The 25,324-nt window shown below is 48.2% G+C and carries 20 protein-coding genes and 1 riboswitch; of the genes, 9 read left to right on the top strand and 11 right to left on the bottom strand.

Annotated elements, in window-relative coordinates; all coding sequences use genetic code 11:
- Window positions 1-24 precede the first annotated feature (24 nt).
- The 5 genes from K3G25_RS11530 (at window position 25) to katX (ending at window position 6,060) form a co-directional block, all read left to right on the top strand.
- Complete coding sequence (locus K3G25_RS11530; RefSeq protein ID WP_095060344.1) at window positions 25-1,425, top strand: glycoside hydrolase family 1 protein; 1,401 nt, start codon at window positions 25-27, stop codon at window positions 1,423-1,425.
- A gap of 19 nt (window positions 1,426-1,444) precedes the next feature.
- On the top strand, window positions 1,445-2,326 hold the full coding sequence (locus tag K3G25_RS11525) for an ROK family protein (protein ID WP_232489314.1): 882 nt from the start codon (window positions 1,445-1,447) through the stop codon (window positions 2,324-2,326).
- Window positions 2,323-3,267, top strand: coding sequence for a mannose-6-phosphate isomerase, class I (gene manA / locus K3G25_RS11520; protein WP_232489313.1), 945 nt, complete (start codon window positions 2,323-2,325; stop codon window positions 3,265-3,267). The genes K3G25_RS11525 and manA overlap by 4 nt, the downstream gene beginning before the upstream one ends.
- A gap of 19 nt (window positions 3,268-3,286) precedes the next feature.
- On the top strand, window positions 3,287-4,369 hold the full coding sequence (locus tag K3G25_RS11515) for a mannan endo-1,4-beta-mannosidase (RefSeq protein ID WP_095060350.1): 1,083 nt from the start codon (window positions 3,287-3,289) through the stop codon (window positions 4,367-4,369).
- A 77-nt stretch (window positions 4,370-4,446) separates the two neighbouring features.
- The gene (katX, locus tag K3G25_RS11510) at window positions 4,447-6,060 is read left to right on the top strand and encodes a catalase KatX (protein WP_022553975.1); all 1,614 of its coding nucleotides are present in this window, start codon (window positions 4,447-4,449) and stop codon (window positions 6,058-6,060) included.
- 39 nt (window positions 6,061-6,099) lie between these two features.
- Here katX and K3G25_RS11505 read toward each other — a convergent pair whose 3' ends face one another.
- Window positions 6,100-7,086 (bottom strand): penicillin V amidase, encoded by a 987-nt coding sequence (locus K3G25_RS11505; protein ID WP_014419228.1) that lies wholly within the window; start codon window positions 7,084-7,086, stop codon window positions 6,100-6,102.
- A gap of 316 nt (window positions 7,087-7,402) precedes the next feature.
- Between K3G25_RS11505 and K3G25_RS11500 the strand changes: the two genes are divergently transcribed.
- Window positions 7,403-8,761 carry a purine-cytosine permease family protein gene (locus tag K3G25_RS11500; RefSeq protein ID WP_014419229.1) on the top strand — a complete coding sequence of 453 codons (1,359 nt, stop codon included), beginning with the start codon at window positions 7,403-7,405 and terminating at the stop codon, window positions 8,759-8,761.
- 13 nt (window positions 8,762-8,774) lie between these two features.
- On the opposite strand, the gene K3G25_RS11495 is transcribed toward K3G25_RS11500, so the two are convergent.
- The 5 genes from K3G25_RS11495 to K3G25_RS11475 form a co-directional block, all read right to left on the bottom strand.
- Window positions 8,775-9,605: an NAD(P)H-hydrate dehydratase gene (locus K3G25_RS11495; RefSeq protein ID WP_232489312.1), complete on the bottom strand. Its 831-nt coding sequence runs from the start codon at window positions 9,603-9,605 to the stop codon at window positions 8,775-8,777.
- A 91-nt stretch (window positions 9,606-9,696) separates the two neighbouring features.
- A complete protein-coding gene (cydC, locus tag K3G25_RS11490) occupies window positions 9,697-11,427 on the bottom strand; it encodes a thiol reductant ABC exporter subunit CydC (protein ID WP_232489311.1) in 1,731 nt (576 codons plus the stop codon).
- Window positions 11,424-13,127 (bottom strand): thiol reductant ABC exporter subunit CydD, encoded by a 1,704-nt coding sequence (gene cydD, locus K3G25_RS11485; protein WP_094296195.1) that lies wholly within the window; start codon window positions 13,125-13,127, stop codon window positions 11,424-11,426. The genes cydC and cydD overlap by 4 nt, the downstream gene beginning before the upstream one ends.
- Window positions 13,127-14,143: a cytochrome d ubiquinol oxidase subunit II gene (gene cydB, locus K3G25_RS11480; protein WP_014722010.1), complete on the bottom strand. Its 1,017-nt coding sequence runs from the start codon at window positions 14,141-14,143 to the stop codon at window positions 13,127-13,129. The genes cydD and cydB overlap by 1 nt, the downstream gene beginning before the upstream one ends.
- Window positions 14,127-15,533: a cytochrome ubiquinol oxidase subunit I gene (locus K3G25_RS11475; protein ID WP_007614697.1), complete on the bottom strand. Its 1,407-nt coding sequence runs from the start codon at window positions 15,531-15,533 to the stop codon at window positions 14,127-14,129. The genes cydB and K3G25_RS11475 overlap by 17 nt, the downstream gene beginning before the upstream one ends.
- Window positions 15,534-16,034: 501 nt before the next feature.
- On the opposite strand from K3G25_RS11475, the gene K3G25_RS11470 reads away from it, so the two are divergent.
- Window positions 16,035-17,378, top strand: coding sequence for a citrate/malate transporter CimH (locus tag K3G25_RS11470; RefSeq protein WP_012118784.1), 1,344 nt, complete (start codon window positions 16,035-16,037; stop codon window positions 17,376-17,378).
- Window positions 17,379-17,413: 35 nt separating this feature from the next.
- Here K3G25_RS11470 and K3G25_RS11465 read toward each other — a convergent pair whose 3' ends face one another.
- From K3G25_RS11465 to K3G25_RS11450, 4 genes are all read right to left on the bottom strand, one after another.
- Window positions 17,414-18,256, bottom strand: coding sequence for a polysaccharide deacetylase family protein (locus K3G25_RS11465; protein WP_061861669.1), 843 nt, complete (start codon window positions 18,254-18,256; stop codon window positions 17,414-17,416).
- Between the two features lie 99 nt (window positions 18,257-18,355).
- Window positions 18,356-19,456 carry an ABC transporter ATP-binding protein gene (locus tag K3G25_RS11460; protein WP_014419235.1) on the bottom strand — a complete coding sequence of 367 codons (1,101 nt, stop codon included), beginning with the start codon at window positions 19,454-19,456 and terminating at the stop codon, window positions 18,356-18,358.
- A gap of 118 nt (window positions 19,457-19,574) precedes the next feature.
- Complete coding sequence (locus K3G25_RS11455) at window positions 19,575-20,468, bottom strand: PucR family transcriptional regulator (protein WP_232489310.1); 894 nt, start codon at window positions 20,466-20,468, stop codon at window positions 19,575-19,577.
- A gap of 158 nt (window positions 20,469-20,626) precedes the next feature.
- Complete coding sequence (locus tag K3G25_RS11450) at window positions 20,627-21,463, bottom strand: YitT family protein (protein WP_003150818.1); 837 nt, start codon at window positions 21,461-21,463, stop codon at window positions 20,627-20,629.
- A gap of 65 nt (window positions 21,464-21,528) precedes the next feature.
- Window positions 21,529-21,630: riboswitch (guanidine-I (ykkC/yxkD leader) on the bottom strand.
- 345 nt (window positions 21,631-21,975) lie between these two features.
- Here K3G25_RS11450 and K3G25_RS11445 point away from each other — a divergent pair.
- The gene (locus K3G25_RS11445) at window positions 21,976-22,515 is read left to right on the top strand and encodes a DUF4352 domain-containing protein (protein WP_119834765.1); all 540 of its coding nucleotides are present in this window, start codon (window positions 21,976-21,978) and stop codon (window positions 22,513-22,515) included.
- A 46-nt stretch (window positions 22,516-22,561) separates the two neighbouring features.
- Here the strand turns inward: K3G25_RS11445 and galE are convergent, their stop codons facing one another.
- Window positions 22,562-23,578, bottom strand: coding sequence for a UDP-glucose 4-epimerase GalE (gene galE / locus K3G25_RS11440; RefSeq protein ID WP_014419237.1), 1,017 nt, complete (start codon window positions 23,576-23,578; stop codon window positions 22,562-22,564).
- A gap of 210 nt (window positions 23,579-23,788) precedes the next feature.
- Between galE and pepT the strand changes: the two genes are divergently transcribed.
- Window positions 23,789-25,021 (top strand): peptidase T, encoded by a 1,233-nt coding sequence (pepT, locus tag K3G25_RS11435; RefSeq protein ID WP_014419238.1) that lies wholly within the window; start codon window positions 23,789-23,791, stop codon window positions 25,019-25,021.
- Window positions 25,022-25,324: the final 303 nt, after the last annotated feature.

The following is a 25,324-nucleotide window of genomic DNA, read 5'->3' as shown; positions in this document are numbered from 1 at the left end:
ATCGCAGTAAGGGAGAGAAATCAATTGACTGAATCAAATATTCAATATCGTTTTCCGGAAGGATTCTGGTGGGGGTCTTCCGCCTCCGCCACCCAAACAGAAGGCGCCGCTGACAGAGACGGAAAAAGCCAAAACATATGGGATTACTGGTATGAAAAAGAGCCGAGCCGTTTTTTTAACGGCGTCGGCCCCGGCGACACGTCATGTTTTTACGATCAATACAAGGAGGATATCCGGCTGATGAAAGAAATCGGCCATAACTCCTTCCGGCTGTCTATTTCCTGGTCAAGATTGATTCCGGACGGAACTGGCGAGGTCAATCAGAAAGCGGTCGCGTTTTATCAGGACGTCATCGATGAAATGCTTGCCCATCACATTGAGCCGTTTGTCAATTTGTTTCACTTTGACATGCCGCTCGCCCTTCAGCGTAAGGGGGGCTGGGTCAGCCGGAACACCGTTGACGCGTTTGAACATTACGCCAAAACATGCTTTTCGCTATTCGGTGACAAGGTGAAAAAATGGTTCACTCACAACGAGCCGATTGTGCCGATTGAAGGCGGCTACTTATACGACTTTCACTACCCGAATCACGTTAATTTTCAAGAAGCGGTGCAGGCCGGCTTCCATACCCTGCTGTCGAATGCAAGGGCTGTCAAAGCCTACAGAGAATTGAAACAGGACGGACAAATCGGAATCATTCTGAATCTGACGCCTTCTTATCCGAGAAGCTCACATCCTGAAGATCTGAAAGCGTCCCGGATTGCCGACGCCTTTTTCAACCGCTCATTTTTAGATCCCGCCGTAAAGGGCGAATTTCCTGAGGAGCTTGTCGAGATTCTCAAGGCGGAAGGCTTTCTGCCGCATTATGAGAAAGAAGATCTCCGCCTCATTCAGGAGCATACGGTTGACCTCTTAGGCGTGAACTACTACCAGCCGAGGCGCGTCAAGGCAAAAGAACATGTTCCGAATCCGCATGCCCCTTTCCTGCCCGAGCGTTTCTTCGATCCGTATGTCATGCCCGGCCGTAAAATGAACCCTCACCGCGGGTGGGAAATTTACGAAAAAGGAATCTACGACATTCTCACAAATCTCAGAGAACATTACGGAAATATCGAGTGTTTTATTTCTGAGAACGGCATGGGAGTAGAAGGCGAGGAACGCTTCCGCGATGAAAACGGCATCATTCAGGATGATTACAGGATTGAATTTATCCAGGAACATCTGAAATGGGTGCATCGGGCCATCGGAGAAGGTTCAAATGTAAAAGGCTATCACCTGTGGACTTTCATGGACAACTGGTCTTGGACAAATGCTTATAAAAACCGCTACGGCTTTGTATCTGTCAATCTGGAAAACGGGGGCGAACGGACCGTCAAAAAAAGCGGCCGCTGGTTCAAAGCCGTTTCCGATCAAAACGGATTTTAACAGATGAGGAGGGACGGCCATGCTTGGAGGTATTGAAGCCGGCGGCACGAAATTTGTCTGTGCCGCCGGACAAAGAGACGGCACCATTCTGGACAGAGTAGAGTTTCCGACGGGAGAACCGGATGACACACTCAGACAGGTGATCCGTTACTTTAAAGATTTCCCGATAGACGCCATCGGCATCGGGTCGTTCGGGCCGATTGATATCCGTCCCGACAGTCAAACATACGGGTGCATCACCGCGACGCCGAAGACAGCCTGGCGGAACTGCCCTATTCTTCAAACGATCAAAAGCGCTCTGGATATTCCCGCAGGCTTCACCACCGACGTTAATGCGGCGGCGCTTGGAGAAGCTTCTTTCGGCGCGGCCAAAAACGCGGACAGCTGCCTCTATTTGACGGTCGGCACAGGCATCGGCGCGGGCGCCATTATGAACGGCAGATTTGTTCAAGGGCTGTCTCATCCTGAAATGGGCCACATTTATGTCAGAAGACATCCGGACGACGGCTACAAAGGCAATTGCCCTTACCATACAGATTGCCTGGAAGGCCTCGCGGCAGGCCCCGCCATTGAGAAACGCTGGGGGAAAAAAGCAGTTCTGCTCACGGATCAGCAGGAAGTGTGGGAGCTTGAAGGCTATTATATTGCCGAAGCGCTTGTGCAGTATATTCTCATACTTTCGCCGGAAAAGATTATTCTCGGCGGAGGCGTCATGAAGCAGCGGCAGCTGTTCTCTTCTATCCGTCAGCACGTAAAAAAGCGGCTGAATCAATATATTGATCTGCCCGACATTGAAAACCGCATCGTCCCCCCTCAATTAGGCATTCACTCCGGAGCGGCCGGTTCGCTCGTATTGGCGGAGCGCGCATTAGAGGCGGCAAACCGGGAGGCGGAAAAATGACGAAACTCTTATTTTTGGAACCGGTTTTTAAAGAAAGATTATGGGGCGGGACGAAGCTGCGCGATACATTCGGGTATGAAATTCCTTCTGAGCGGACGGGAGAGTGCTGGGCGATTTCAGCTCATCCGCACGGCACATCCATCTTGCGGAACGGGCCTTTTTCCGGAACATCATTACATCGTCTCTGGAATGAACACCCTGACCTGTTCGGGCATCCGAAAGAAGAAGCCTTTCCCCTGCTCACAAAAATTCTCGACGCAAATATGGACTTATCCGTACAGGTTCATCCGGATGACGCATATGCACATCGGCATGAAAACGGAGAACTCGGAAAAACGGAATGCTGGTACATATTGGACTGCAAAAAAGACGCGGAGCTCATTTTAGGGCACCGCGCCCAAACGAGAGAAGACTTCGTTCGGCTCATTGAACGAAACGAGTGGGATCACCTGCTCCGCCGCATCCCCATTAAGCCCGGCGACTTTTTCTATGTCCCGAGCGGCACACTGCACGCTTTATGTGAAGGTACGCTCGTTCTTGAAATCCAGCAAAGCTCTGATGCCACCTACCGGCTTTACGACTATGACCGGACGGATGGGAACGGGAATAAACGCGAGCTTCATCTTCAGAAAGCAATTGACGTAACAAGTATTCCGCATACCGATGAAAATGTAAAAAGCACAAAGCATCGGATCGGAAATGCTCTTATTACAACACTTGCCGAAACACCTTTCTTTTCAGTTTATCAATGGGATGTGAGCGGGAAAGCATCATTCCCCGCACCCGGCCGTTATTTACTCGCAAGCGTCATTAAAGGACGCGGAGAACTGGATGGATGCCCCATTCACAAAGGCGATCACTTTATCGTGCCGGCGGATTCCGGAGATTTTGTTATAGAAGGAGATTGTGAGGTTATCGTTTCACATCCTTCATCATCTTAAAAATCAGGAGGTCTTTTTTATGCTCAAAAAGTTAGCAGTCTGCCTGTCTATCGTTTTATTACTCTTAGGAGCCGCCAGTCCGATATCGGCTCACACCGTTTATCCCGTCAACCCAAATGCCCAGCAGACGACAAAAGATATCATGAACTGGCTGGCGCACCTGCCCAACCGTTCAGAAAACAGGGTCATGTCCGGTGCGTTCGGCGGGTACAGCGATGTCACTTTTTCAATGACAGAGGAAAACCGCTTGAAAAACGCGACGGGACAGTCTCCCGCCATCTACGGCTGTGACTATGGGAGAGGATGGCTGGAAACAGCGGATATCACCGATTCTATCGATTACAGCTGCAACAGCAGCTTAATCTCATACTGGAAAAGCGGCGGCCTCCCTCAGGTCAGCCTGCATCTCGCAAATCCGGCTTTTCCATCCGGAAACTATAAAACGGCCATCTCAAACAGCCAGTACAAAAACATCCTGGACCCTTCAACTGTTGAAGGAAAACGGCTTGAGGCGCTGCTCAGCAAAATCGCCGACGGCCTTACTCAGCTGAAAAATCAAGGCGTCACCGTTCTGTTCAGGCCGCTTCACGAAATGAACGGCGAGTGGTTCTGGTGGGGGCTGACAGGCTACAACCAAAAAGACACGGAAAGAATCTCGCTGTACAAAGAGCTTTACAAGAAGATATACCGCTATATGACAGAGACAAGAGGATTGGATAACCTTTTGTGGGTGTATTCGCCGGATGCCAACAGAGACTTTAAAACAGACTTCTACCCAGGCTCATCTTATGTGGATATTACCGGTCTGGACGCTTACTTCACTGATCCGTATGCGATATCAGGCTATGATGAAATGCTGTCTCTGAAAAAACCGTTTGCCTTTGCCGAAACCGGTCCGTCCGGCAATATCGGAAGCTTTGATTATGCTGCTTTTATCAATGCGATCAGGCAAAAGTATCCCGAGACCACGTACTTTTTGACATGGGATGAACAATTAAGTCCGGCGGCCAATCAAGGCGCGCAAAGCCTTTATCAAAACAGCTGGACACTGAACAAGGGCGAAATATGGAACGGCGGATCTTTGACGCCGATCGCGGAATAACCGCTTCTTTTGAAAATCGGTTTTAAAAAACGGCTCTGCTGGGCATATTGTTACCGTTCAAAAAGGAGGGTTCAACAATGGAAAATAACAAAAACAGCGAAGAAACGCTTTCCAGTAAGACGACCGGTAAAGGCGAGTCAGAAGACACGCTGACAAACCGGCAGGGCCATCCGGTCACTGACAACCAGAATGTCAGGACAGTCGGCAATAGAGGACCGACGACATTGGAGAATTATGATTTTTTGGAGAAAATCAGCCACTTTGACCGCGAACGGATTCCCGAGCGCGTCGTTCACGCGCGCGGCGCCGGCGCACACGGATACTTTGAGGCGTACGGAAGTTTTGGAGACGAGGAGATTTCTAAATACACAAGAGCGAAAGTGTTTCAAAAGAAAGGAACGAAAACTCCGGCGTTTGTGCGGTTTTCTACCGTCAACCACGGAAAGCATTCCCCGGAAACATTGCGTGATCCCCGGGGTTTTGCCGTTAAGCTTTATACCGAAGACGGCAACTGGGATCTGGTCGGCAACAACCTGAAAATCTTTTTTATCCGTGATCCGCTGAAGTTCCCGGATCTTGTGCACGCATTTCAGCCTGATCCCGTTACGAACATTCAGGACGGCGAGCGTATTTTCGACTTCATTTCCCAATCACCCGAAGCGACTCATATGATCACTTTCTTGTTTTCGCCGTGGGGCATCCCGGCCAACTACCGGCAGATGCAGGGCTCAGGCGTCCATGCCTACAAATGGGTCAATGAAGAAGGAAAAGCCGTGCTCGTCAAATATCACTTTGAACCGAAACAAGGCATCCGCAACCTGACACAGAAGGAAGCGGAAGAGATTCAGGGGAAAAACTTTAACCATGCGACACAGGATTTGTATGAAGCGATTGAAAAAGGCGATTACCCTGAATGGGAAGTGTATGCGCAAATCATGACTGATGACGAACACCCCGAGCTGGATTTTGATCCGCTTGATCCGACCAAGCTGTGGTATAAAGACGATTTCCCTTGGAAGCCGATCGGTAAATTGGTTCTGAACAAAAACCCGGAAAACTACCATGCCGAGGTGGAACAGGCCTCATTCGGAACGGGCGTGCTTGTGGACGGCCTTGATTTTTCAGATGACAAATTACTTCAGGGGCGGACATTCGCCTATTCAGATACCCAGCGGTACCGGGTCGGTGCAAATTACCTGCAGCTTCCGATCAACTCGCCGAAAAAGCATGTCGCCACCAACCAGGAAGGCGGGCAAATGCAGTATCGGGTCGATCGGGCAGAAGGACAAAACCCGCACGTCAACTATGAGCCGTCCATTATGGGAGGACTCAACGAAGCAAAGCAGGATGGGAAAGACCATACACCTCATGTCGAAGGCGATGTGAAGCGGGAAGCGATCGACCGGTCGAATAATTTCGGCCAAGCCGGAGAAACATACCGCAGATTTTCGGAATTTGAACGGAACGAATTGATCACAAACTTGGTCAATACGCTTTCTTCCTGCCGGAAAGACATTCAGGATCAAATGATTGAGAATTTCACAAAAGCTGATCCGGACTACGGAAAACGTGTTGCGGAAGGGCTGAAAAAGGTTTCCGAAAACAACAGCAACGGGCCGATCGGCACTACTGATACGGAACAGGCTGCAAAGCAGGCTGAACAGGAAAGCCATCCGTCTGATCCGTATTAAATAAAAAAACAGGACAATCGCGTCCTGTTTTTTTTTTGGCTAATTCAGCTCCTGTATATTCTGCTCCGCCGCGGCCGCAAATACTTTCGGCTCCGGACGTTCAAGATCTTCATGGAATAAACTTACTTTGTGAATCTGCCGGTTGTCGTACAGATGAAAGTAGTAGTTCCCGCTGTCACAGCACATGACCGACGTATACTGCGTATAATCAATTTCATTCTCCTCTGTGATCACCGCGCCTTTTGGAATATTCACATTGGACAGCACGTGAAAAGCGGCCGTAACGCCATCCGTTTCATGAGCGGCAGGCTCTAAATGCTCTTTCAGATAAGCGGCTCTGATGAATCGGGATGGCGGCGTGTAATCACCGGGAAGCCCGATCGTTCCAGATCCTTGGCCGAAAGCGGTTAATGTCATTCCGCCCAATGTTTTGCTTTCTGACTGCTGCGGCCTGATTCCGATATAATGGCGCAGATTGGTCACATGCCAAGGAAATTCCGGACTGTTGGTCATCACTCCGGGTTTGTTGTCATATACTTTCATTCCCTCCGGTGTCGGCTCGATGACAATGCAGCCGCCCGTGCGGTCTGATAAAATCCAATGAAGAGGCAGCACCGTATCCAATAACATTAACTTCTTCTCTACAATCGTCAGCATTGAGAGCTTTTCCTTTATGTCTTCAAGAGATTCACAGTTTGATAAGGCCCAGGTGACAAACTCATGAGGAGCGATGTGACAGGTGCCCTCCCGTTCCGCTTTCTCGTATCCCGCAAAGCCCGGAAAATACAGCGTCGCACACGACAGCCCCTTTTCATTTACGCCGTCGGCAAACAGAACATTGCCGAGATTTCTCCCCATGCCGATAAATGCGTATTTCGTCTTATGCATCCTGCCGTCAGCTTCGCTTTTCCAGCTGTACTGACGAGGGTAAAGCACGACGTCCGTACCGAGCTGAAATGCAAAATCCATCGTTCGCGCCAATAGGTGATTACCGTCTGTCGTTTTCAATGTAAGACTTGTACACATATCATCCATCCCCTTTTCATTAATGAAATTTACACAAAGTAAACTATTCTTTCAGCTTAACGAATAATGGCTCCATTCGTCAAAAGATTGACACATTTCTCCTTAATACATATTAGTCCGTAAGCATATCCATGCCTTTTAAACCCTGGCAAATCGCTTTGGCGGCAGTGTTTGTTCCGTTTTCCAAAAAAACTTTTGAACGGCTGTCAGCGAGGCTTTACAATGTTTTTCCTGCATGCTGGAATTTGTAAACGGCAGGTCAATCTGTTAAGCTATGTTTTTATGTTAAAGAAGAACATACGGAGGAGATTATCTATTGAAAGTAGAAAGGCGAACGATTGAACATATTCCGCATGACGAAAGACACGGAAAGGCTAAAGATTTATTCCCCGTCTGGTTCGGGGCTAATATGCATATTACGACGTTAGTCACAGGCACACTGCCCGTTACAATGGGACTCGATCTCTTTTGGAGTATCGCCGCCATTATTATCGGGACCTTTATCGGCGCAATCTTTATGGCGTCTCATTCCGCACAAGGACCTCAGCTCGGAATTCCGCAAATGATTCAAAGCCGCGCGCAATTCGGCGTGATCGGAGCGATTCTGCCCCTCTTTTTGGTCATGTTTATCTACCTGGGCTTCTTTGCGAGCAGTACGATTCTCGCAGCCGGTACATTGAGCAGCTTTGTACCGATTCCGGCTTCATGGTGTATTATCGGCTTAAGCGCCATCTGTTTTTTACTCACGATCTACGGTCATGATCTGATTCACAAAATGCAGAAAATCCTCTCTTGGACCTCCTTTGCCGTTTTTTTTGCTGCAACGATTCTTATTTTTCAACTGCCGATTCCTTCAGGAAGCTGGGTGCCCGGCTCATTAGATCTGCCTGTTTTTCTAGTGGCGGTCAGCGCGGTGGCCACATGGCAGCTGGCATATGCGCCATATGTCGCAGATTATTCCCGTTATCTGCCGGTCAAAACACCGGCATCGCATACCTTTTGGTACAGCTACGCAGGTACGTCAGTCAGTTCCATCTGGATGATGCTTCTCGGCGCCATTTTGACGACGGCGCTCCCGGAATTTACCGCTAATGCGGGAAATGAGATTGTCCGATTGTTCGGTCCGTTTTCCTTTATTATGCTGATCATCGTCCTGTTCGGACAAATGGCGATCAACGTCTTTAATTTATACGGAGCCTTTATGTCAACCACGACTACTTTGGAGCCGTTTTTAAAACTGAAGGTGACGCCGAAAACGAGAGTGGTAATGATCCTTTGTGTGACGGCAGCGGGTACTGTATTAAGTCTCTTGGGCCAAAGCAATTTCATGGAACTGTTTTTAAATTTCATCTTTTTCATCAGTTATTTCTTAATTCCATGGACGGCGATCAACCTCGTGGATTACTATTTTATCCGCCGCGGAAAATACCACGTCAAATCGATGTTTGACGTCAACGGGCAATACGGCAGGGTCAATTGGATTACAGCGGCCGCCTTCGTTTTGTCGATTATATTAGAAATCCCGTTCATCAATACATCCTTTTACATCGGGCCGCTCGCTGAAATATTCGGCGGAGGCGACATTGCCTGGGTCATCGGCCTGGCCGTTCCGTCGCTGCTGTATTATGTCCTGATGAAATCAAGGGTAAAACAAAAAGAGGCGCCTTCCCTATGAAGACGCCTTTTCTTTATTCATATTCCTTCCATACACGCGGCAGCAGTTCAGAAAGTTCGTGCGCCAATAAGGTATGGGCGGAGCGCTCTTTCGTCCATAATTCCGCACATTCGCCGTGAAGGCGGACGGCGTTCAATACGGCATGTTTCGGGTCTTGATGACAGCACAGCATGCCGAGAATCATTCCCGTCAGCGTGTCGCCGGTCCCGCCTTTTGCAAGCGCGCCGTTTCCGGTTGTATTCCTGCGGCATTCCCCGTCGGGAAAAGCGATAATGGTTTCGTTTCCTTTCAGGACAATCGTGGCATGAAGCCGCTCCGCCCATTCCGCGGCATATCCCGCTCTGTTCTGCTGAATCTCTTGAATCGAAAGGTCTGTCATTCTGGAAAATTCGCCGGGATGAGGCGTCAAGATCACGGGGGCTTTCCTCTTTGGATAGGTTCTTTTCGTAATGGCGCCCGCGTCCAGTATGACGGGATAATCGGCAGAAAGCAGCTGATCAGCCGCCTGCTGCACTTCGTCTGTTTGAGGAAGGCCCGGCCCGATGGCAGCGGCCCGGATGGTTTCCCCGGGCTGGCACGCCGCGGCTTTTTTCCAGCCGTCACGCCAGTACGTCGCTTCCGGCAGCACCGGGACGATGAGCGGAATGACGCCTGCCGATGTACCGATGACGAGCTTGCCGACACCGCTTCTCATCGCGCCCAATCCGGCCAGAAGGGCGGCTCCCGGCATGTCATCGCTCCCGGCCAGCAATAACGCCGTCCCGAACGTTCCTTTATGGCTGTCTGCCTCCCGTTTCGGCAGCGTATCTTTCACATCCTGTTCCGTCCAATCCATTATATTCATCTCTGTACCTCCTCTTCTGTCTCCTATTTATATTCCAAACAAGAAGAGATTTTAAACCGCACAAAAAAAACAGCCGCTCGTTTGCGGCTGTTTATGTTCTGATCGGAACATCAAGACGGTAAAGCTTCCGGTACCGTTCGTTTTCTGCAAGCAGCTCTTGATGGGTTCCTTCCATTTCTGCTTTTCCATTTTCTAAAAAGACGATTTTATCAGCTGTTTCCACACCCGCTAAATGGTGTGTAATCCAGAGGATCGTTTTCTCTTTAAAGACATCAAAAATCGTATCAAGCAATTCGCGTTCAGTGACCGCATCAAGGCCGACCGTCGGTTCATCAAGGATAATGACCGGCGTATCTTGGAGCAGAATACGGGCAAGCGCGATCCGCTGCCGTTCCCCGCCTGAGAAACGAATTCCCGTCTCCTGCACGGACGTTTCATATCCGTCAGGCAATGATTCAATATAATCATGCAGCTTCACTTGCCGCGCCGCACGCTTAACATCTTCATCACTCGCCTTGCCGTTTCCGAGCCGGATATTGTTCATAATGCTCGTGTTAAAGAGATGAGGTTTCTGATTCAAAACGGCCACCGCTGAGGAAATCTGCTCCTGCACGGCCGCAGTTTCCAGCCCGTTCAGCATCACTTTGCCCGAATCGGGAACTAAGGCGCCTTCAATTAAAGCGAGAGAGGTCGACTTACCGGAGCCGCTCCTGCCGAGCAGCGCCATTTTTTCACCTTGGCGGAGAGTGAAGGAAAAACGGTCAAGCACATGACTGTGCTGATCATAAGAAAACGTCACGTTATCAAATGTAAGTGTCACATCAGATACATCCAGTTTCTCATCCGTCTGCTTCACCTCACGACTTAGCAGCTCCGGAGCCGCCTTACTCATTCTTTTGATGGAATCCTGATAAGAAGGCACTTCCGTCAGCGCATCCGAAAGGGGCAGAAACGCCTCCGTCAATGGAAATACGACAAGCACAAAGGCCGCGATCATCGTGTTGGCGATGCTGCCGTCCGCATACTGACCCGCCGTCCAGAACAGCATGATCAATATGAAGCCGCCGACAAGACATTGCGCGGCGAGATCACGCCATCTTGTAAACCGCTGACGTTTGCTTTCAAGGTCAAACCATGCCTTCTCTTTCTCTTCATAAGAGGAAATAAAGGCCGCCTGGCGTCCCGAAAACATCCAGTCGCTCACGCCGAGCACGGCATCTGTCAGCCGGCTGTAGAGCATATTCCGGCCGCTTTTCAGCCTCATGTTATTCGCTCTCGTCACAAGAAGCGACACAACCGGAAACAATACAACCAATATAAACAGGTAAATCGCCGCAAAAGCGGCAAACGGCCAGGAAAAAAAGCCGAGTCCGATAACGGAGGCCGCATACAGCAGCAAAGCGGAAACCGCCGGGAAAATCGTTTTTAAAAACGCATCCTGCAAATGCTCAATATCCTCAGCCAAAATGCCGAGCATGTCGCCCGTCCGAAAACGGGATGAAAGCATGAGCGAGGCCGGCTCCAGCATATTGTAAAGCCGCACCCTCATGTCGGACACGATTTTCAAAATGATATGGTGCCCCGTCAGACGCTCGGCGTACCGTGAGACTGAACGGGCAATCCCGAAGGTGCGCACGGCCACAATCGGAACGTACACCAGCAGGATATTCTCAGGCCTTGTCGCCGACTTAGAGATTAAAAAACCGGAAGTGAACATGAGAAAGGCCGCCGAAAAAATCGTCACCGCGCCTAAAAAAATCACAAGAACAAACAAACGGGCATTTTGCTTTATATACGGCAGAATCCATTCTTCTTTTCTCATGTTCTTTCCCCCAGTTGCGCCTTTACAAGTTTGGCGTATACGCCTTGTTTCGCCATCAATTCGTCGTGGGTGCCGATTTCCGCCACCGCGCCGTCATCAAGCACGATAATTTCGTCCATCTCAAGCATCCAGTGAAGACGGTGAGTGGCCAGAAAAACAAGTTTGTTTTCAAACAGGTCTTTCATCGTTTCTTTTATTTCATATTCTGTTTCAATATCAAGGTGAGCGGTCGGCTCATCCAAAAGGAGAATCGGCCGGTTTCCTAAAAAGGCTCTGGCCAGCGCGACACGCTGAGCCTGCCCTCCGCTGAGCGCCCGTCCGCCCTCGCCGATCCGGCCGTCAAGGCCGCCGGGCAGATCACGGATCAGTCCGGAAAGACCCGCTGAATCAGCGGCGCGCGCCGTTTCCTCACGGGAAGCATCAGGATGATAAAACCGGATATTATTCAAAAGCGTGTCATCAAAAATGTACGGATGCTGCGGAATATAAAGCAGCTGCTTCTGCCAGCCGTCCGACTGCAGATGCGAGCGGGATTCACCGTTTACCTTGATCTCACCGGACGCAGGCTCTAAAAAGCCGCCCAGCACATCAATGAGTGTCGATTTTCCCGAACCGCTTTCCCCGATAATTCCGATTTTCTTCTTCCCTTTAAAGGACAGATGAAATTCAGACATCGATTCTCGGACGGACAAACGCGTAAGCTGTAATTCATCCCCGTCAGTCCACGTATCAAGTTCGAGCGGCTTTTCTTCTTTAAAACCGGGCTGCGCCAAAATCGTTTGAATGGTTTTCCCCGCCTCCTGCCCGTTTAACGTCGCGTGGTAATCATTTCCCACTTCGCGGACCGGGAGAAAATATTCAGGCGCGAGAATGAGCGCGGTCAGTGCCGGCCCGAGCAGAATTTGTCCGTCTATCAGCCGCAAGCCGAGAAACACCGCCACTGTCGCCACCGACAGCATCGTAAAGAAATCCAGGGCGAATGATGATAAAAACGCGACCCGGAGCGTGCTCATCGTCGCCTTACGGTATCTCTCACTGACATGAAAGATGTTTTTACTGTGTGATTTGCTTAATCCTAAAAACCGCAATGTCTCCAGTCCGCGAAGCGAATCCACGAAATGATTGGAAAGCGTCTGATAGGACTTCCATTGGCGATCGGCTTTTTTCTGTGCGACAAGTCCGAGCAGAATCATAAATACAATCAAAATCGGAAGCGCAAGAATCAGAATCAATGCCGATGTTTTATCCTGAAAAAACACGTAAATAACAACGGCCGCCGGTACAATCGCCATGCTGACCATTTTCGGCAGAAACAGCTCTAAATAACGGCGGAACTGGCTGATGCCTTCCATCGCCAGCGTCACCATCCGGCCCGTCCCCTCTTTTTTCGCAAAGCGGGGGCCGAGACGGAACAATTGCTCAAGAAATCTTTTTCTTAAGTCTGCGCCGGTTTGCGCGGCATATTGGTACACGATTTTCTGCCGGACCGTTGTCACCGCATGCCGGACCAAAAACGCAAGCAGGAAAAAGCCGATAACCGGATAAAGAGAAGCAATCCGCTTCCCGTTAAATAATCCGGTTACCGCCTGGCTCAGCCATTCCGCCTGCAAGATGATGGCGGCCGTTTGTATAATCGTTAATCCCGTAATGATCGCAAGAATCCGCTTCATTCCTTTATAAAGAAACAGGTCTTTTCCCATTAATAAGTCATAGGCTCCTTATGGCTGACGCGTTTCCGGAAGACATAATAGCTCCAGATCTGACTGCCGATAACAAACGGCAGCAGAGTCAGTGCGACAATTGTCATGACCTTAAGTGAATAATCACCGGAAGACGCGTTAGCTACTGTTAAGTCATACGCGCTTTTCAGCGAGCTGACCATGACGCGCGGGAACAGAGAGATAAAAATCATCGCAACTGTCAAAGCAAGACCCGCGCCGGTCATACCGAATGCCCAGCCGTCTTTTTTCTTGCTCATGAACACAACGGCAAGAACGTTGCAGATGACAATCAGCACGAATACCGGAATCGTGATGTTTGCCCGGCGTGTAAACATATCCGTATCGTATGCAGACATCGCAAAGAAAGCAAGTACAACAAGAAAGATAACACCGATTACGCGTTTTGCCATTTTTCTCGCACGCTCTTGTAAATCACCGATCGTGCGCAGGGTGATAAACATTAAACCGTGCAGGAATGAAAGAAGGGTGACGGCTGCTCCGCCAAGAACGGAATACACGTTCACAATATCTGAAAAACCTGCGTGAATGTTCATATGTCCGTCAATCGGCACACCGCGGAACAAGCTTGTGAAAATAAGTCCGAATACAAATGGCGGGATAAGGCTGCCGAAGAAAATCACCCAGTCCCATGTTTTGACCCATTTCAGATTATTCACTTGGCCGCGGAATTCAAATGCCACGCCGCGCCCCATCAAGGCAAGAAGAATGATGATAAACGGAATGTAATATCCGCTCAGCATCGTCGCATACCAGTTCGGGAATGCCGCGAAGATCGCTCCCGTACCTGTGATAAGCCACACCTCATTCGCATCCCAGAACGGGCCGATGGTGTTAACCAGCACTCTGCGTTCTAATTCATTATGGCCAAGAAATCGGGTCGAAATGCCGACACCGAAATCAAAACCCTCTAAAAAGAAAAATCCGACAAACAAAACTGAAACGAGTATAAACCAAAGATCATGAAGTGACCCCATGGTAGACCTCCTGACTGAACGGATCCGTTGATACAGGAACATCCTTATGATCATCATGGTCCGCACCTTTTTTAATTTCACGAACGAATAGGAAAACAAGCAGAGCGCCTAAAATCAAGTACATGACGCCGAAGCTGATAATTGAAAACAGCAGAGATCCCGTCGTTACGTTAGGAGAAACGGATTGTGCGGTCGTCAATTGTCCCATGACCGTCCACGGCTGGCGGCCGATTTCAGTCATAATCCAACCGGCAGAGTTCGCAATGAATGGGAATGCGATCAGTGCGATCATGCCCCGTAAATACCACTTGCTTGTATGAAGCTTTTTGCGGCGGTTCAGAATAAAGCCGGCAATCGCGGCAAAAATCATAAGCGCGCCCGCGCCCGCCATAATGCGGAAACTCCAGAACGTCGTTTTAACAGGCGGGATATAGTCGCCTTTTCCGTACGTTTTTTCGTATTCTTTTTGAAGTGTTTTCATCCCTTTCACACTGCCGCTGAACTTCTGGTAAGCCAAGTAGCTGAGTGCGTAAGGAATTGAAATTTCTGATGTGTTTTTTTCTTTATTCGTATCAATATTCGCAAAAGCCGTCCACGCGGCAGGATCACCGCTGTCATCCCAAAGCGCTTCACTGGCAGCCATTTTCATCGGCTGCGATTCCATTAAATGCTCAGCCTGCATATGTCCGCTGAACGCAACGCCGATACCGGCGATCAGACCGACAATCATCGAAAGCTTGAAAGATTTATGGAAGAAAGGCACTTCTTTTTTCTTCAATAATTTAAATGCGCTGACACCGGCGATAAAGAAAGCACCCGTCGCAAGCGCCCCGAAAATGACGTGAGGGAATTCAACCCAAAGCTGAGGGTTTGTCAAAAGCGCCCCGAAATCATTCATTTCCGCGCGGCCGTTTTTAATCGCAAAGCCGACCGGCTCCTGCATGAATGAGTTCGCCGTCAAAATCCAGAAAGATGACATAATCGTTCCGAAGGACACAAGCCAAATGCAAAGCAAATGCACTTTTTTAGATAAACGGTCCCAGCCGAAAATCCATAATCCGATAAAAATAGACTCCATAAAAAACGCCAAAAGCGCTTCAACCGCAAGCGGAGCTCCAAATACGTCTCCGACAAAACGGGAATAATCAGACCAGTTCAGACCGAACTGGAATTCCTGAAGAATCCCTGTGACGACGCCGACAGCAAAGTTAATTAAAAAGAGATGCCCCCAAAATTTAGCCATTTTGAGATAGGTCTCTTGTTTTTTGACAACATAAAGCGTCTCCATCAAAGCAACCATAAACACAAGCCCGATAGACAAAGGCACAAACAAGAAGTGAAACAATGTTGTAGATGCAAATTGAATGCGGGCTAATACCAACTCACTCATGATGTTTTTCCTCCAATCTGGTAAATTGCTCAACATTTCACAAACATAACGAGATCATTGCTCGGTATTTCACAAAAAATGATATATTTGCTCAATGTTTCACAAATTCGTCAAAACTATTGAAATATCAGCCTGTACACCCTGGGGGACAGCGGCTGTCATAGAAATGATTCAATATCATTACTTTACAACGATTCAGCCTAAAAAAAAAGATCAATATACCTAAAATAAGGCTGAAATTGTGACCGATTATTGTCGGATTTGTAGAGATTTTATGTCAGCGCCTAGGATATTTGTCCCTTTGATATCGTACCTCTTTTTTATCGTGTGGCGAACAAAATGCTTTTCTCGGCGAAAAAGCCCGCCAAATCGCCATTTTGAGAAAGAAAATGTGAAGAAAGCATGTCCTCTAGTAAATTCATAATATATGAACAATTTAAATTTTTTAGTATACTTTAAATGGGGATATTTTTTCACTACATAACGACTGGGGGAACAAGCATGGGAGAACTTCAACCAAAATTGCAAACGGATTCAATCCAAAAACAGGAACGGACTGATAACTGGTTTGCCAGAGCAATGAATATAAGAATCGGCATTATTCCTCTTCCTATCTATATCCTGCTTTTCTTGCTTATTACGGTGTTTGTCATGAGCCGTGATGTAAAAAGCGACATTCTGACATCAATTGCCGTCATGAGTTTTTTCGGATTTACCTTCGGCCAGATCGGAAAATCCATTCCGATCGTGCGGTCCATCGGCGGCCCTGCGATTCTCGCAACCTTTATTCCATCCGCTGTCGTCTACTACCACCTGCTTCCGAAAGACATTATTACTTCAACAACAGAATTCACGGAAAGCTCCAACTTTCTCTATCTATTTATTGCCGGTATCGTCGTCGGCAGTATTCTCGGAATGAAAAGAGAGACGCTCGTCAAAGCTTTCGTCAAGATTTTTATTCCGCTGATCGCCGGCTCGATCGCGGCCGCCATCGTCGGCTTATGCGTCGGGACGCTGCTCGGGCTCGGCTTTCAGCACACGCTGCTTTATATTGTCGTTCCGATTATGGCGGGGGGTGTCGGTGAAGGCGCGATTCCTTTATCCATCGGCTACTCCGATATTATGCCGATGTCCCAGGGAGACGCCTTTGCGCTTGTGCTGCCGTCCATCATGCTCGGCAGCCTGTGCGCCATTATGTTATCGGGTTTGCTGAATGTCATCGGGAAACGCAAACCGGAATGGACGGGCAACGGGAAGGTTGATAAGTCTGATCATTCCGCTCCCGCATTGGAACAGCCGGCCAATGATAAAACATTTGATTTGTCCTTTTTCGCTTCGGGCGGTATTTTAGCGGTTTCCCTCTATTTGGTCGGCATGCTGGCGCATGATTTCTTTCAGCTTCCGGCTCCTGTCGTGATGCTCGTCCTTGCCGTTCTCATTAAGCTGTTCAGGCTGGCGCCGGCTTCGATTGAAAACGGAGCCTTCGGCGTCTCGCGCTTTTTCTCGACAGCCGTGACCTATCCGCTCTTATTTGCGATCGGCGTTTCAATGACACCGTGGGACAAGCTGATTGCGGCGTTTACGATCAGCAACATCATTACCATTTTATCAATCGTCGTCACGATGATGGCCGTCGGTTTTCTGACCGGAAAATGGCTGAATCTGTACCCGATTGAGACGGCGATTATTAATGCCTGCCATTCCGGCCAGGGCGGCACCGGCGACGTCGCGATCTTGAGCGCCGCTGAACGGCTTGAGCTTATGCCGTTCGCCCAAGTGTCGACCAGGATCGGCGGAGCGATTACCGTGAGCGTCACCCTTCTGCTGCTTCATCAATTCTATTAAACTGAAAAAAGCCTCCGCATGATGCGGAGGCTCTGTTATTTCATCACATTTTGAATATAAGAGCCGAATGCCGCGCCGGACATGCCCGGCGACACACGGACGCGGTGAAGCCCGTAAAGCCCCTGATCTCTTGACGCCGCTCCCGGCTCCGTCGTGACCGCCATACGGTAGCCTGACGCGGCGGCGGCTTTTAATGTTTCCTTATTATATCGTCCGACAGGGTAGCTGATCATAGACGTCCGCTGCCCGAACATTTGATCAAATAAACGCTTAGAGTCCTTCATTTCACGTCGCTGCTGCTGCGGTGTAAGCCCGTTCAATTCGAGATGGTTCATCGTATGGCTCTGAATGGAAATGCCGTGGGCGGCCATCTCCTTCATCTGCTTCTCAGTCAGATGATTCTTGTGCCCGATAAAGTTTCCGATCATAAAAATTGTCGCTTTCATCTTGTATTTCTTTAAAATGGGATAGGCCGCTTTCACATTGTCGGTATAGCCGTCATCAAATGTGATCAGAACACATTTTTCACGCGGCTCCTTATCTTCCGTCAGCATCAGATAGGCCTCTTCAGGAGTCATCGTATAATAGCCGTGATCATGAAGCCACTTCATATGCTGCCGGAATTCTTCCTTCGGCACACGCAGGCTGTTTCCCTCAGAAATGCTGTGGTACATCAGAATCGGCAGTCTTGCCGTTCCTTTCGTTTTAACCCAGGCGGACGTATCCGGCTCTTTTTTGATTTGGCGCTTTACAGACTTTTTATCGTGGTGCGCCTCTGCCTTCGGAATGCTTTGTTCGGCGCTTGCCTCATGGCCCGAGCAGGCAGCAAGCGTAAACACGGCAGCCAAAAGGCACATGCACATGATCATGCGTTTCATCGTTTTCCTGCTTTCTGTCTTCTATTTACTTTTTATATCGGTTATGCGTCAAAAATTGTTACATCAAAAAAGCCGGACATCCAGCTGTCCGGCTTTGCGTTATGAGCGGATTCTGATTTCTGTTTCACTGTCAAAAAAGTGAGCCTTATTCATGTCGAAAGCGACGGTCAATTCCTCACCGGCATGAATGTCATGGCGGGCGTCAATCCGGGCGATAAAATCCTGATCCCCGATCCGGGAATAAACCATAATTTCTGACCCGAGCAATTCCGCGACATTGATTTTAGCTGTGATGGATGAATTCTTATAGGATTCCACCACAATCAGCTCGTCATGTATGTCTTCCGGGCGGATGCCGAAGATAACATCTTTGCCGGCATACCCTTTTTCCCGGAGCATTTTCATTTTCCCTTCCGGCACGCCGAGAGCGGCTGAACCGATCTGAATGGCGCCGTCCGTCAGCTTTCCTTTGAAAAAGTTCATCGCTGGGGAGCCGATAAACCCGCCGACAAATACGTTTTCGGGATGTTCATACACGTCTTTCGGGGTGCCGATCTGCTGAATTTTTCCGTCCTTCATGACTACGATGCGTGTCGCCATCGTCAGTGCTTCTGTTTGGTCGTGCGTCACATAGATTGTGGTTGTTTGCAGCCTTTGATGCAGCTTAATAATTTCTGCCCGCATCTGCACCCGAAGCTTTGCGTCCAGATTTGACAGCGGCTCATCCATTAAGAACACTTTGGCGTCCCTGACAATCGCCCGGCCTAATGCAACCCGCTGCCGCTGCCCGCCGGAGAGCGCCTTCGGTTTGCGGTGCAGATACTCTGTGAGCCCCAGCATTTTTGCCGCTTCTTCGACCCGTTTTTTAATCTCCGGTTTCGGCATCTTCCTCAGCTTCAGACCGAAAGCGATATTATCATAGACCGTCATGTGCGGATATAACGCATAGTTTTGAAACACCATGGCGATATCCCTGTCTTTAGGAGCGATGTCATTCACTCTCGTGTCACCGATATAGAAATCGCCCTTTGTAATGTCTTCCAGCCCGGCAACCATCCTCAATGTTGTCGACTTGCCGCACCCCGACGGACCGACAAACACGATAAACTCTTTATCTTTAATATGAAGGTTAAAATCATCGACAGCCGCCTCTTTTTGATCGTAATACTTATAAATATGCTCCAGCCGAAGTTCCGCCATGTCATATCCCCCTTTTTTTGCAAACGCTTTCTTAAATAGGATTGTAACAGCGTCAGACGGCGGCGGATATAGGCAATGTTCATAAAAAAAGTCCGCTGCCTTCGTGCACATTTCCCATTTAATGTGATTTTTCATACTGCAGACAAATGAAATAAGCCAGCAGGGCGCCCTGATATGTCTTAATATCAATACCCGAGCGTTCCGCAAATTTATCAATCCGATATTGAAGACTGTTGCGGTGCAAATGCAGTTTTTTCGATGTGAGCGACATGTTCGAGTTATGTTCAATAAAAGTCTGAATCGTATGCTTCAGCTCCGGTTCTTTCTGAAACAGCAGCGCCGCTTCTTCGTGAAGCAAGGCTGAGAGCTTTTCTCTGCTTTCTTCCGTGAGCATGGCCGGAAATACCGTTTCCGCGGTCAGCGTGCTCAGCTGCGGGAGATAACGCCGGCCAATCTGACAATATTGCTGTTCTCTCCGATAATGAAGGCGCAGACGTTCTCCCGCGCCGTAATACCTTCCGATGAAAAAACGGACACTGAAATAAAAATCGGCTTCGAGAATCTTCACAAAAGATGCGATGTCATCCGAATCTGGCGCTTCCAGCTTTTCTTCCTCCACAATCACGCCTTGATCCCTTCCCGTCCGGACAACTATATATGAAACCGGCCAGAAATGGCGCAGCGCTTCCGTAAATGCCCCCCAGTCCCGTTCTCCCAATAAGTCATAATGGATAAAACGGACACGCGGCTCCTTGACATCAGGCACCGGGCCTTCTTCCAGCAGAAAACGCCGCCACCTCTTTGCTGCCGCCGTCTCCGGAAAAAAATCGCCTTTTTCTTCAGCGGGCGTCAAAAATGATTCCAGAAGCAGTTTCTCCTTCGGGGTGATATCCTCCTTCGGAATGGCGACATAGCCCCGCCTTTTTTCATCATAAAAGCAAAAGACATCCTCCGCCGTACAGCACGTATCAGACAACACAGCCCTTGGGTAAATTGCCAATAACGGGTTCATATGCGCTCCTCTCTATCTCTCTATCATATTTTCAGTATAAAACGTCCGGCCGATTGTATCCACTTCGTTTTAAGAAACAGCTTTCAGGCTATTTCCCGGGAAACGGATCATCTGCCGGCATAAGAAAAAAACCCTCCGCGCCGGCAGAGGGATTCTTTTTATTTAGAGATATCGACGAAGCCTTCGCCAAAGACGTCACGCACATCATGAACAATGACAAACGCTTTTGTATCACAGCTTTTAATAATTTTTTTGAGCATGGAAAGCTCTTGTTTCTGGATGACGATATATAAAATCTCCTTCGACTGCCCCGTGTAATTTCCTTTACCCGACAGCAGCGTAACCCCTCTGTCCATAAGCGTGTTGACCTGTTCAGCGATTTCGTGCTTATGCTCAGATATAATCGTCACCGCTTTTTTCGTATTCAGGCCTTCAATGATAAAGTCCATCACCTTCGTTCCGATGTACAGCATGACAATGGTAAACATCATTTTTTCCGCACCGATGATGAAATAAGAACTGAAGACGACAATCAGATCAAAGAACAAAAGCGCATAACTGATATTCCAATCGAGATATTTGTTCGCAATCCTCGCCAAAATGGCAGAACCCGCAGTCGTGCCTCCGACTCGAATAATGATCCCGATTCCGACACCGGCAAACACACCCGCAAAAATAGTATTAATAATGAGTTCATGTGAAGGCGAGTGCCAATCATGCGTCAGATGCAGAAACAGTGAGTTGGCGACAACGGTAATGATCGTATAAAGCGTTGTTTTTCCGTCTAAAAATTTATATCCGATAATCAATAAGATCCCGTTCAAAATGATATTCGTCACCCCGGGCGACCATTCAAACACATAGTACAAGATCAGGGTGATTCCCGTTACCCCGCCCTCTCCAAGATCATTCGGAATGGCGAATAAATTAACAGCCAAAGCAAAGATAAAAGCTCCAATAATCAGCATCAGCACATCCAGCAATCTCTTTTTCATCCCAGACACTCCTTTTTTATAAAATCAAAAAAGCCCGGGAGAGCACTCTTCATCAAAAGAGCAGAAACTCCCGGGCTTTTATCCCAACGTGTCACAGCAGGAACCTGCTGTGTGTTTTCTCTCGGTCCAGACCAATTCAGCATTGCGGAACCCTAGAAAACCACTGTTTTTTATGTTCAGTTTTTGTATATCTTTCAAGATTATACGGGAAATCACGAACATGTTCAACCACTCTTTTTTCAATAAACCTATAAAAAATTCGAACGATCTGCCGATACTAAAAAAGGCCCTTAAAATACATGACTAAAAAACCATTAAAATACTTTTTTCTCAAAATATTATTGACTATAGGTTATTTTACAGGCATTATAGTATGTAGTTTTTAAGAAATAGTTTACATAGGAGGAAATATTATGGCAGGCAACCTGGTGTCTTGTAAGGCATGCGGCAAAGAAATCGCTAAAGGCGTTAAAAAATGCCCAAACTGCGGTAAAGATCAGAGAAACTTTTTTATGAGACATAAAATTATCACATTGCTTCTGGCAGTAGTGGTTATTATCATTCTCGTAAACATCGGCGGCGGAGGCGGATCTTCATCATCTAAAACCGCGTCTTCAAAAGCTGCGGAATCCAAGGAAAAACTGTATAACATCGGTGACACTGTTAAGACTGAGAAAACTGAAGTTACTGTTACCAAAGTGGAAAAAAGAGATTCAGTAGGCTCTCAATTTGTCGAGAAAAAAGCGTCTGACGGCGGCGTTATCGTAGCTGTTCAATACACAGTTAAAAATGTTTCAAACAAGCCGTTAAGCTCTTTCTCCATTCCAAGAGCGAAATTAGTAGATTCTAAAGGAACATCCTATGATTCAGATATTGATGCTTCTTCAAGCTATGCAACAGAAACAAAAGTAGACAACAGTAAAATTTTAAGTGACTTGAACCCGAACATTAAAGTTACTGACGTAAAAGCTTTTGAAGTTGATAAAAACGCATACTCTAAAGGCACTTGGAAATTAAAGTTCAGCAACGATGTTGAAGTGAAAATTAAATAATGACCGTAATAAAAGAGACCTTCACCATTTGAAGGTCTCTTTCTTTTTACACCTTTTGGTACCCGTTCACATTGGAGGACTGCCACTTCCAAGAGTCGGCGCACATTTCTTCAAGCCCGCGCTTTGCTTCCCAGCCTAATTCAGCCTTCGCTTTTGCCGGGTCTGCGAAGCATGCGGCGATGTCTCCCGGGCGCCGGGCGGCAAAACGGTACGGCACTTCTTTTCCTGATACTTTTTCAAACGCCTTGACCATCTCAAGGACGCTGTAGCCTCTTCCCGTGCCGAGATTATAGGCATCCGCGCCTGTTGTGTTCAGCACCTTCTCAAGCGCTCTGACGTGGCCCTCGGCAAGGTCAACGACATGGATGTAATCCCGCACGCCGGTGCCGTCCTTTGTCGGATAATCATTGCCGAACACCTGCAATTGCTCAAGCTTGCCGACAGCGACTTGGGCGACGTACGGCATTAAATTATTCGGGATGCCGTTCGGGTCTTCTCCGATCCGGCCGCTCGGGTGCGCGCCGAACGGATTAAAGTAGCGGAGCAGCGCAATGCTCCATTCAGAGTCCGCTTTATGCAGATCGCGTAAAATCTGTTCCAGCATCAGCTTTGTCTGCCCGTAAGGATTGGTCGCGCTTAATGGAAAATCCTCAGTGATCGGCGTTGTTTCCGGAACGCCGTAAACCGTCGCTGAAGAACTGAAGACGATTTTTTTCACACCGTGTGCCTGCATGGCTTCACATAAAATAAACGTCCCCGTCAGATTATTATGATAATAACGGAGCGGAACAGCCACAGACTCACCGACCGCTTTTAATCCCGCAAAATGAATGACGGCTTCAATCTCATTTTCAGCAAACACCCGGTGAACGGCATCACGGTCAAGGAGATCCGCTTCATAAAACACAAGCCCTTTTCCGGTAATGTCTTTCACACGCTCCAATGCTTCCGGTGAACTATTTGACAGATTATCCAGAACCACGATGTCATAGCCGCCGTTTAACAGCTCGACACATGTGTGGCTTCCGATATAACCCGCTCCGCCTGTCACTAAAATCGCCATGAAGAAAGCCTCCTCTATTGAATGAATTGACCATATTATATCGGTTTTTTCTTTCTCAAACATCCATTTCCAAAAAGTTTAATCGTTTAGTCATCGTTTCTTCATAATTTGTTTTCATTCGCGTAAAACACAGAGCCCTCGAATCAAACCGGTTGTGAAATAGAAATCCCTCCCCCGCGCATGGTAAGATAAGACAAAGGAGATGACGGTATGAAAAATGAAATCATTGAACGCTTTACCTCTTACGTAAAAGTCGATACACAGTCTGACGAAAACAATGAAAACTGCCCTTCAACCCCCGGCCAGCTGACATTGGCCAACATGCTGGCAGATGAATTAAAGTCGATCGGCATGACAGAAATCACAGTCGATGACAATGGGTACGTCATGGCGACTCTGCCGGCGAATACGGATAAAGACGTGCCGACTGTCGGTTTTCTGGCTCACGTGGACACCGCGACCGATTTTACCGGAAAAAATGTGAATCCTCAGATTATTGAGAGCTACGACGGACATGATATCGTTTTGAATGACAAACTCAATGTCGTCCTGTCGCCTGAGCAATTCCCGGAGCTCTCCCGCTATAAAGGCCAGACGCTGATCACAACAGACGGCACGACGCTGCTCGGAGCCGACAACAAAGCGGGCATTGCCGAAATTATGACGGCAATGGCATACTTGATCAAACATCCGGACATCAAACACGGAACGATCCGGGTCGCGTTCACGCCCGATGAAGAAATCGGCAGAGGCCCTCACAAATTCGATGTCGGCCGCTTCAACGCCGCATTCGCCTACACGATAGACGGAGGCCCCCTCGGCGAACTGCAATATGAAAGCTTTAACGCAGCCGCCGCAAAGCTGACTTGTTACGGAAAAAGCGTCCACCCGGGAACGGCGAAAAACAAAATGGTCAACGCTTCAAAAATCGCGATGGAATTTCATCACGCGCTGCCGAAAGAAGAAGCGCCGGAATATACGGAAGGGTATGAAGGCTTCTATCATTTACTTTCCATGAACGGAGACGTTTCTGAAGCCGCCCTGTCGTACATCATCAGAGACTTTGACAGAGACCGCTTTGCAGAACGAAAAGAATATATGCAGAAAACCGCCGATGCGCTGGCGGCCAAATACGGCAAGGAAAGCATCAAGCTTGAACTGCGTGATCAATATTACAACATGAGAGAAAAAATCGAACCGGTCAAAGAGATAGTCGATGTCGCCTATCAAGCCATGAAAAACCTCGACATCGAACCGATTATCGAACCGATCCGGGGCGGAACCGACGGATCACAGCTCTCTTACATGGGGCTGCCGACACCGAACATTTTTACGGGCGGCCAAAACTTCCACGGAAAATATGAATACATTTCCGTCGATCATATGGAAAAGGCGGTAAACGTCATTGTTGAAATCGCCAGGCTCTTTGAAGAGCGCGCTTAAAACCAAAGCCCCCTGCTTTGGTTTTTTTCTTTCACATGAAACCTTTCCTCCTTTCTTTCCGTATATAAGGTATGAAATGGAAAGAAGGAGTGAAGACTATGGCAAGAGGGACTGTAGCGAAAGAATTAAAAAAAACCTTAAAAGACCCGCGTGTTCTGGAGACGAAATCAAACCCTTTTAAAAAGCTGCGGAAAATGTTCAAACGATTTTTTTAAGATAACATCTCGTTTTCTTTAAAAAAATAAAGAAAGCGCTGTCATTCCGCAGTCATCTGTTAGAAGCAGTTATTTTGCATATTATAAG

Source organism: Bacillus sp. FCW2 (genome assembly GCF_021228595.1).
GTDB classification, from domain to species: Bacteria; Bacillota; Bacilli; order Bacillales; family Bacillaceae; genus Bacillus; species Bacillus velezensis.
The sequence above is the reverse complement of the archived record's forward strand: the minus strand, read 5'-3'. Positions and strand labels throughout refer to the sequence as shown.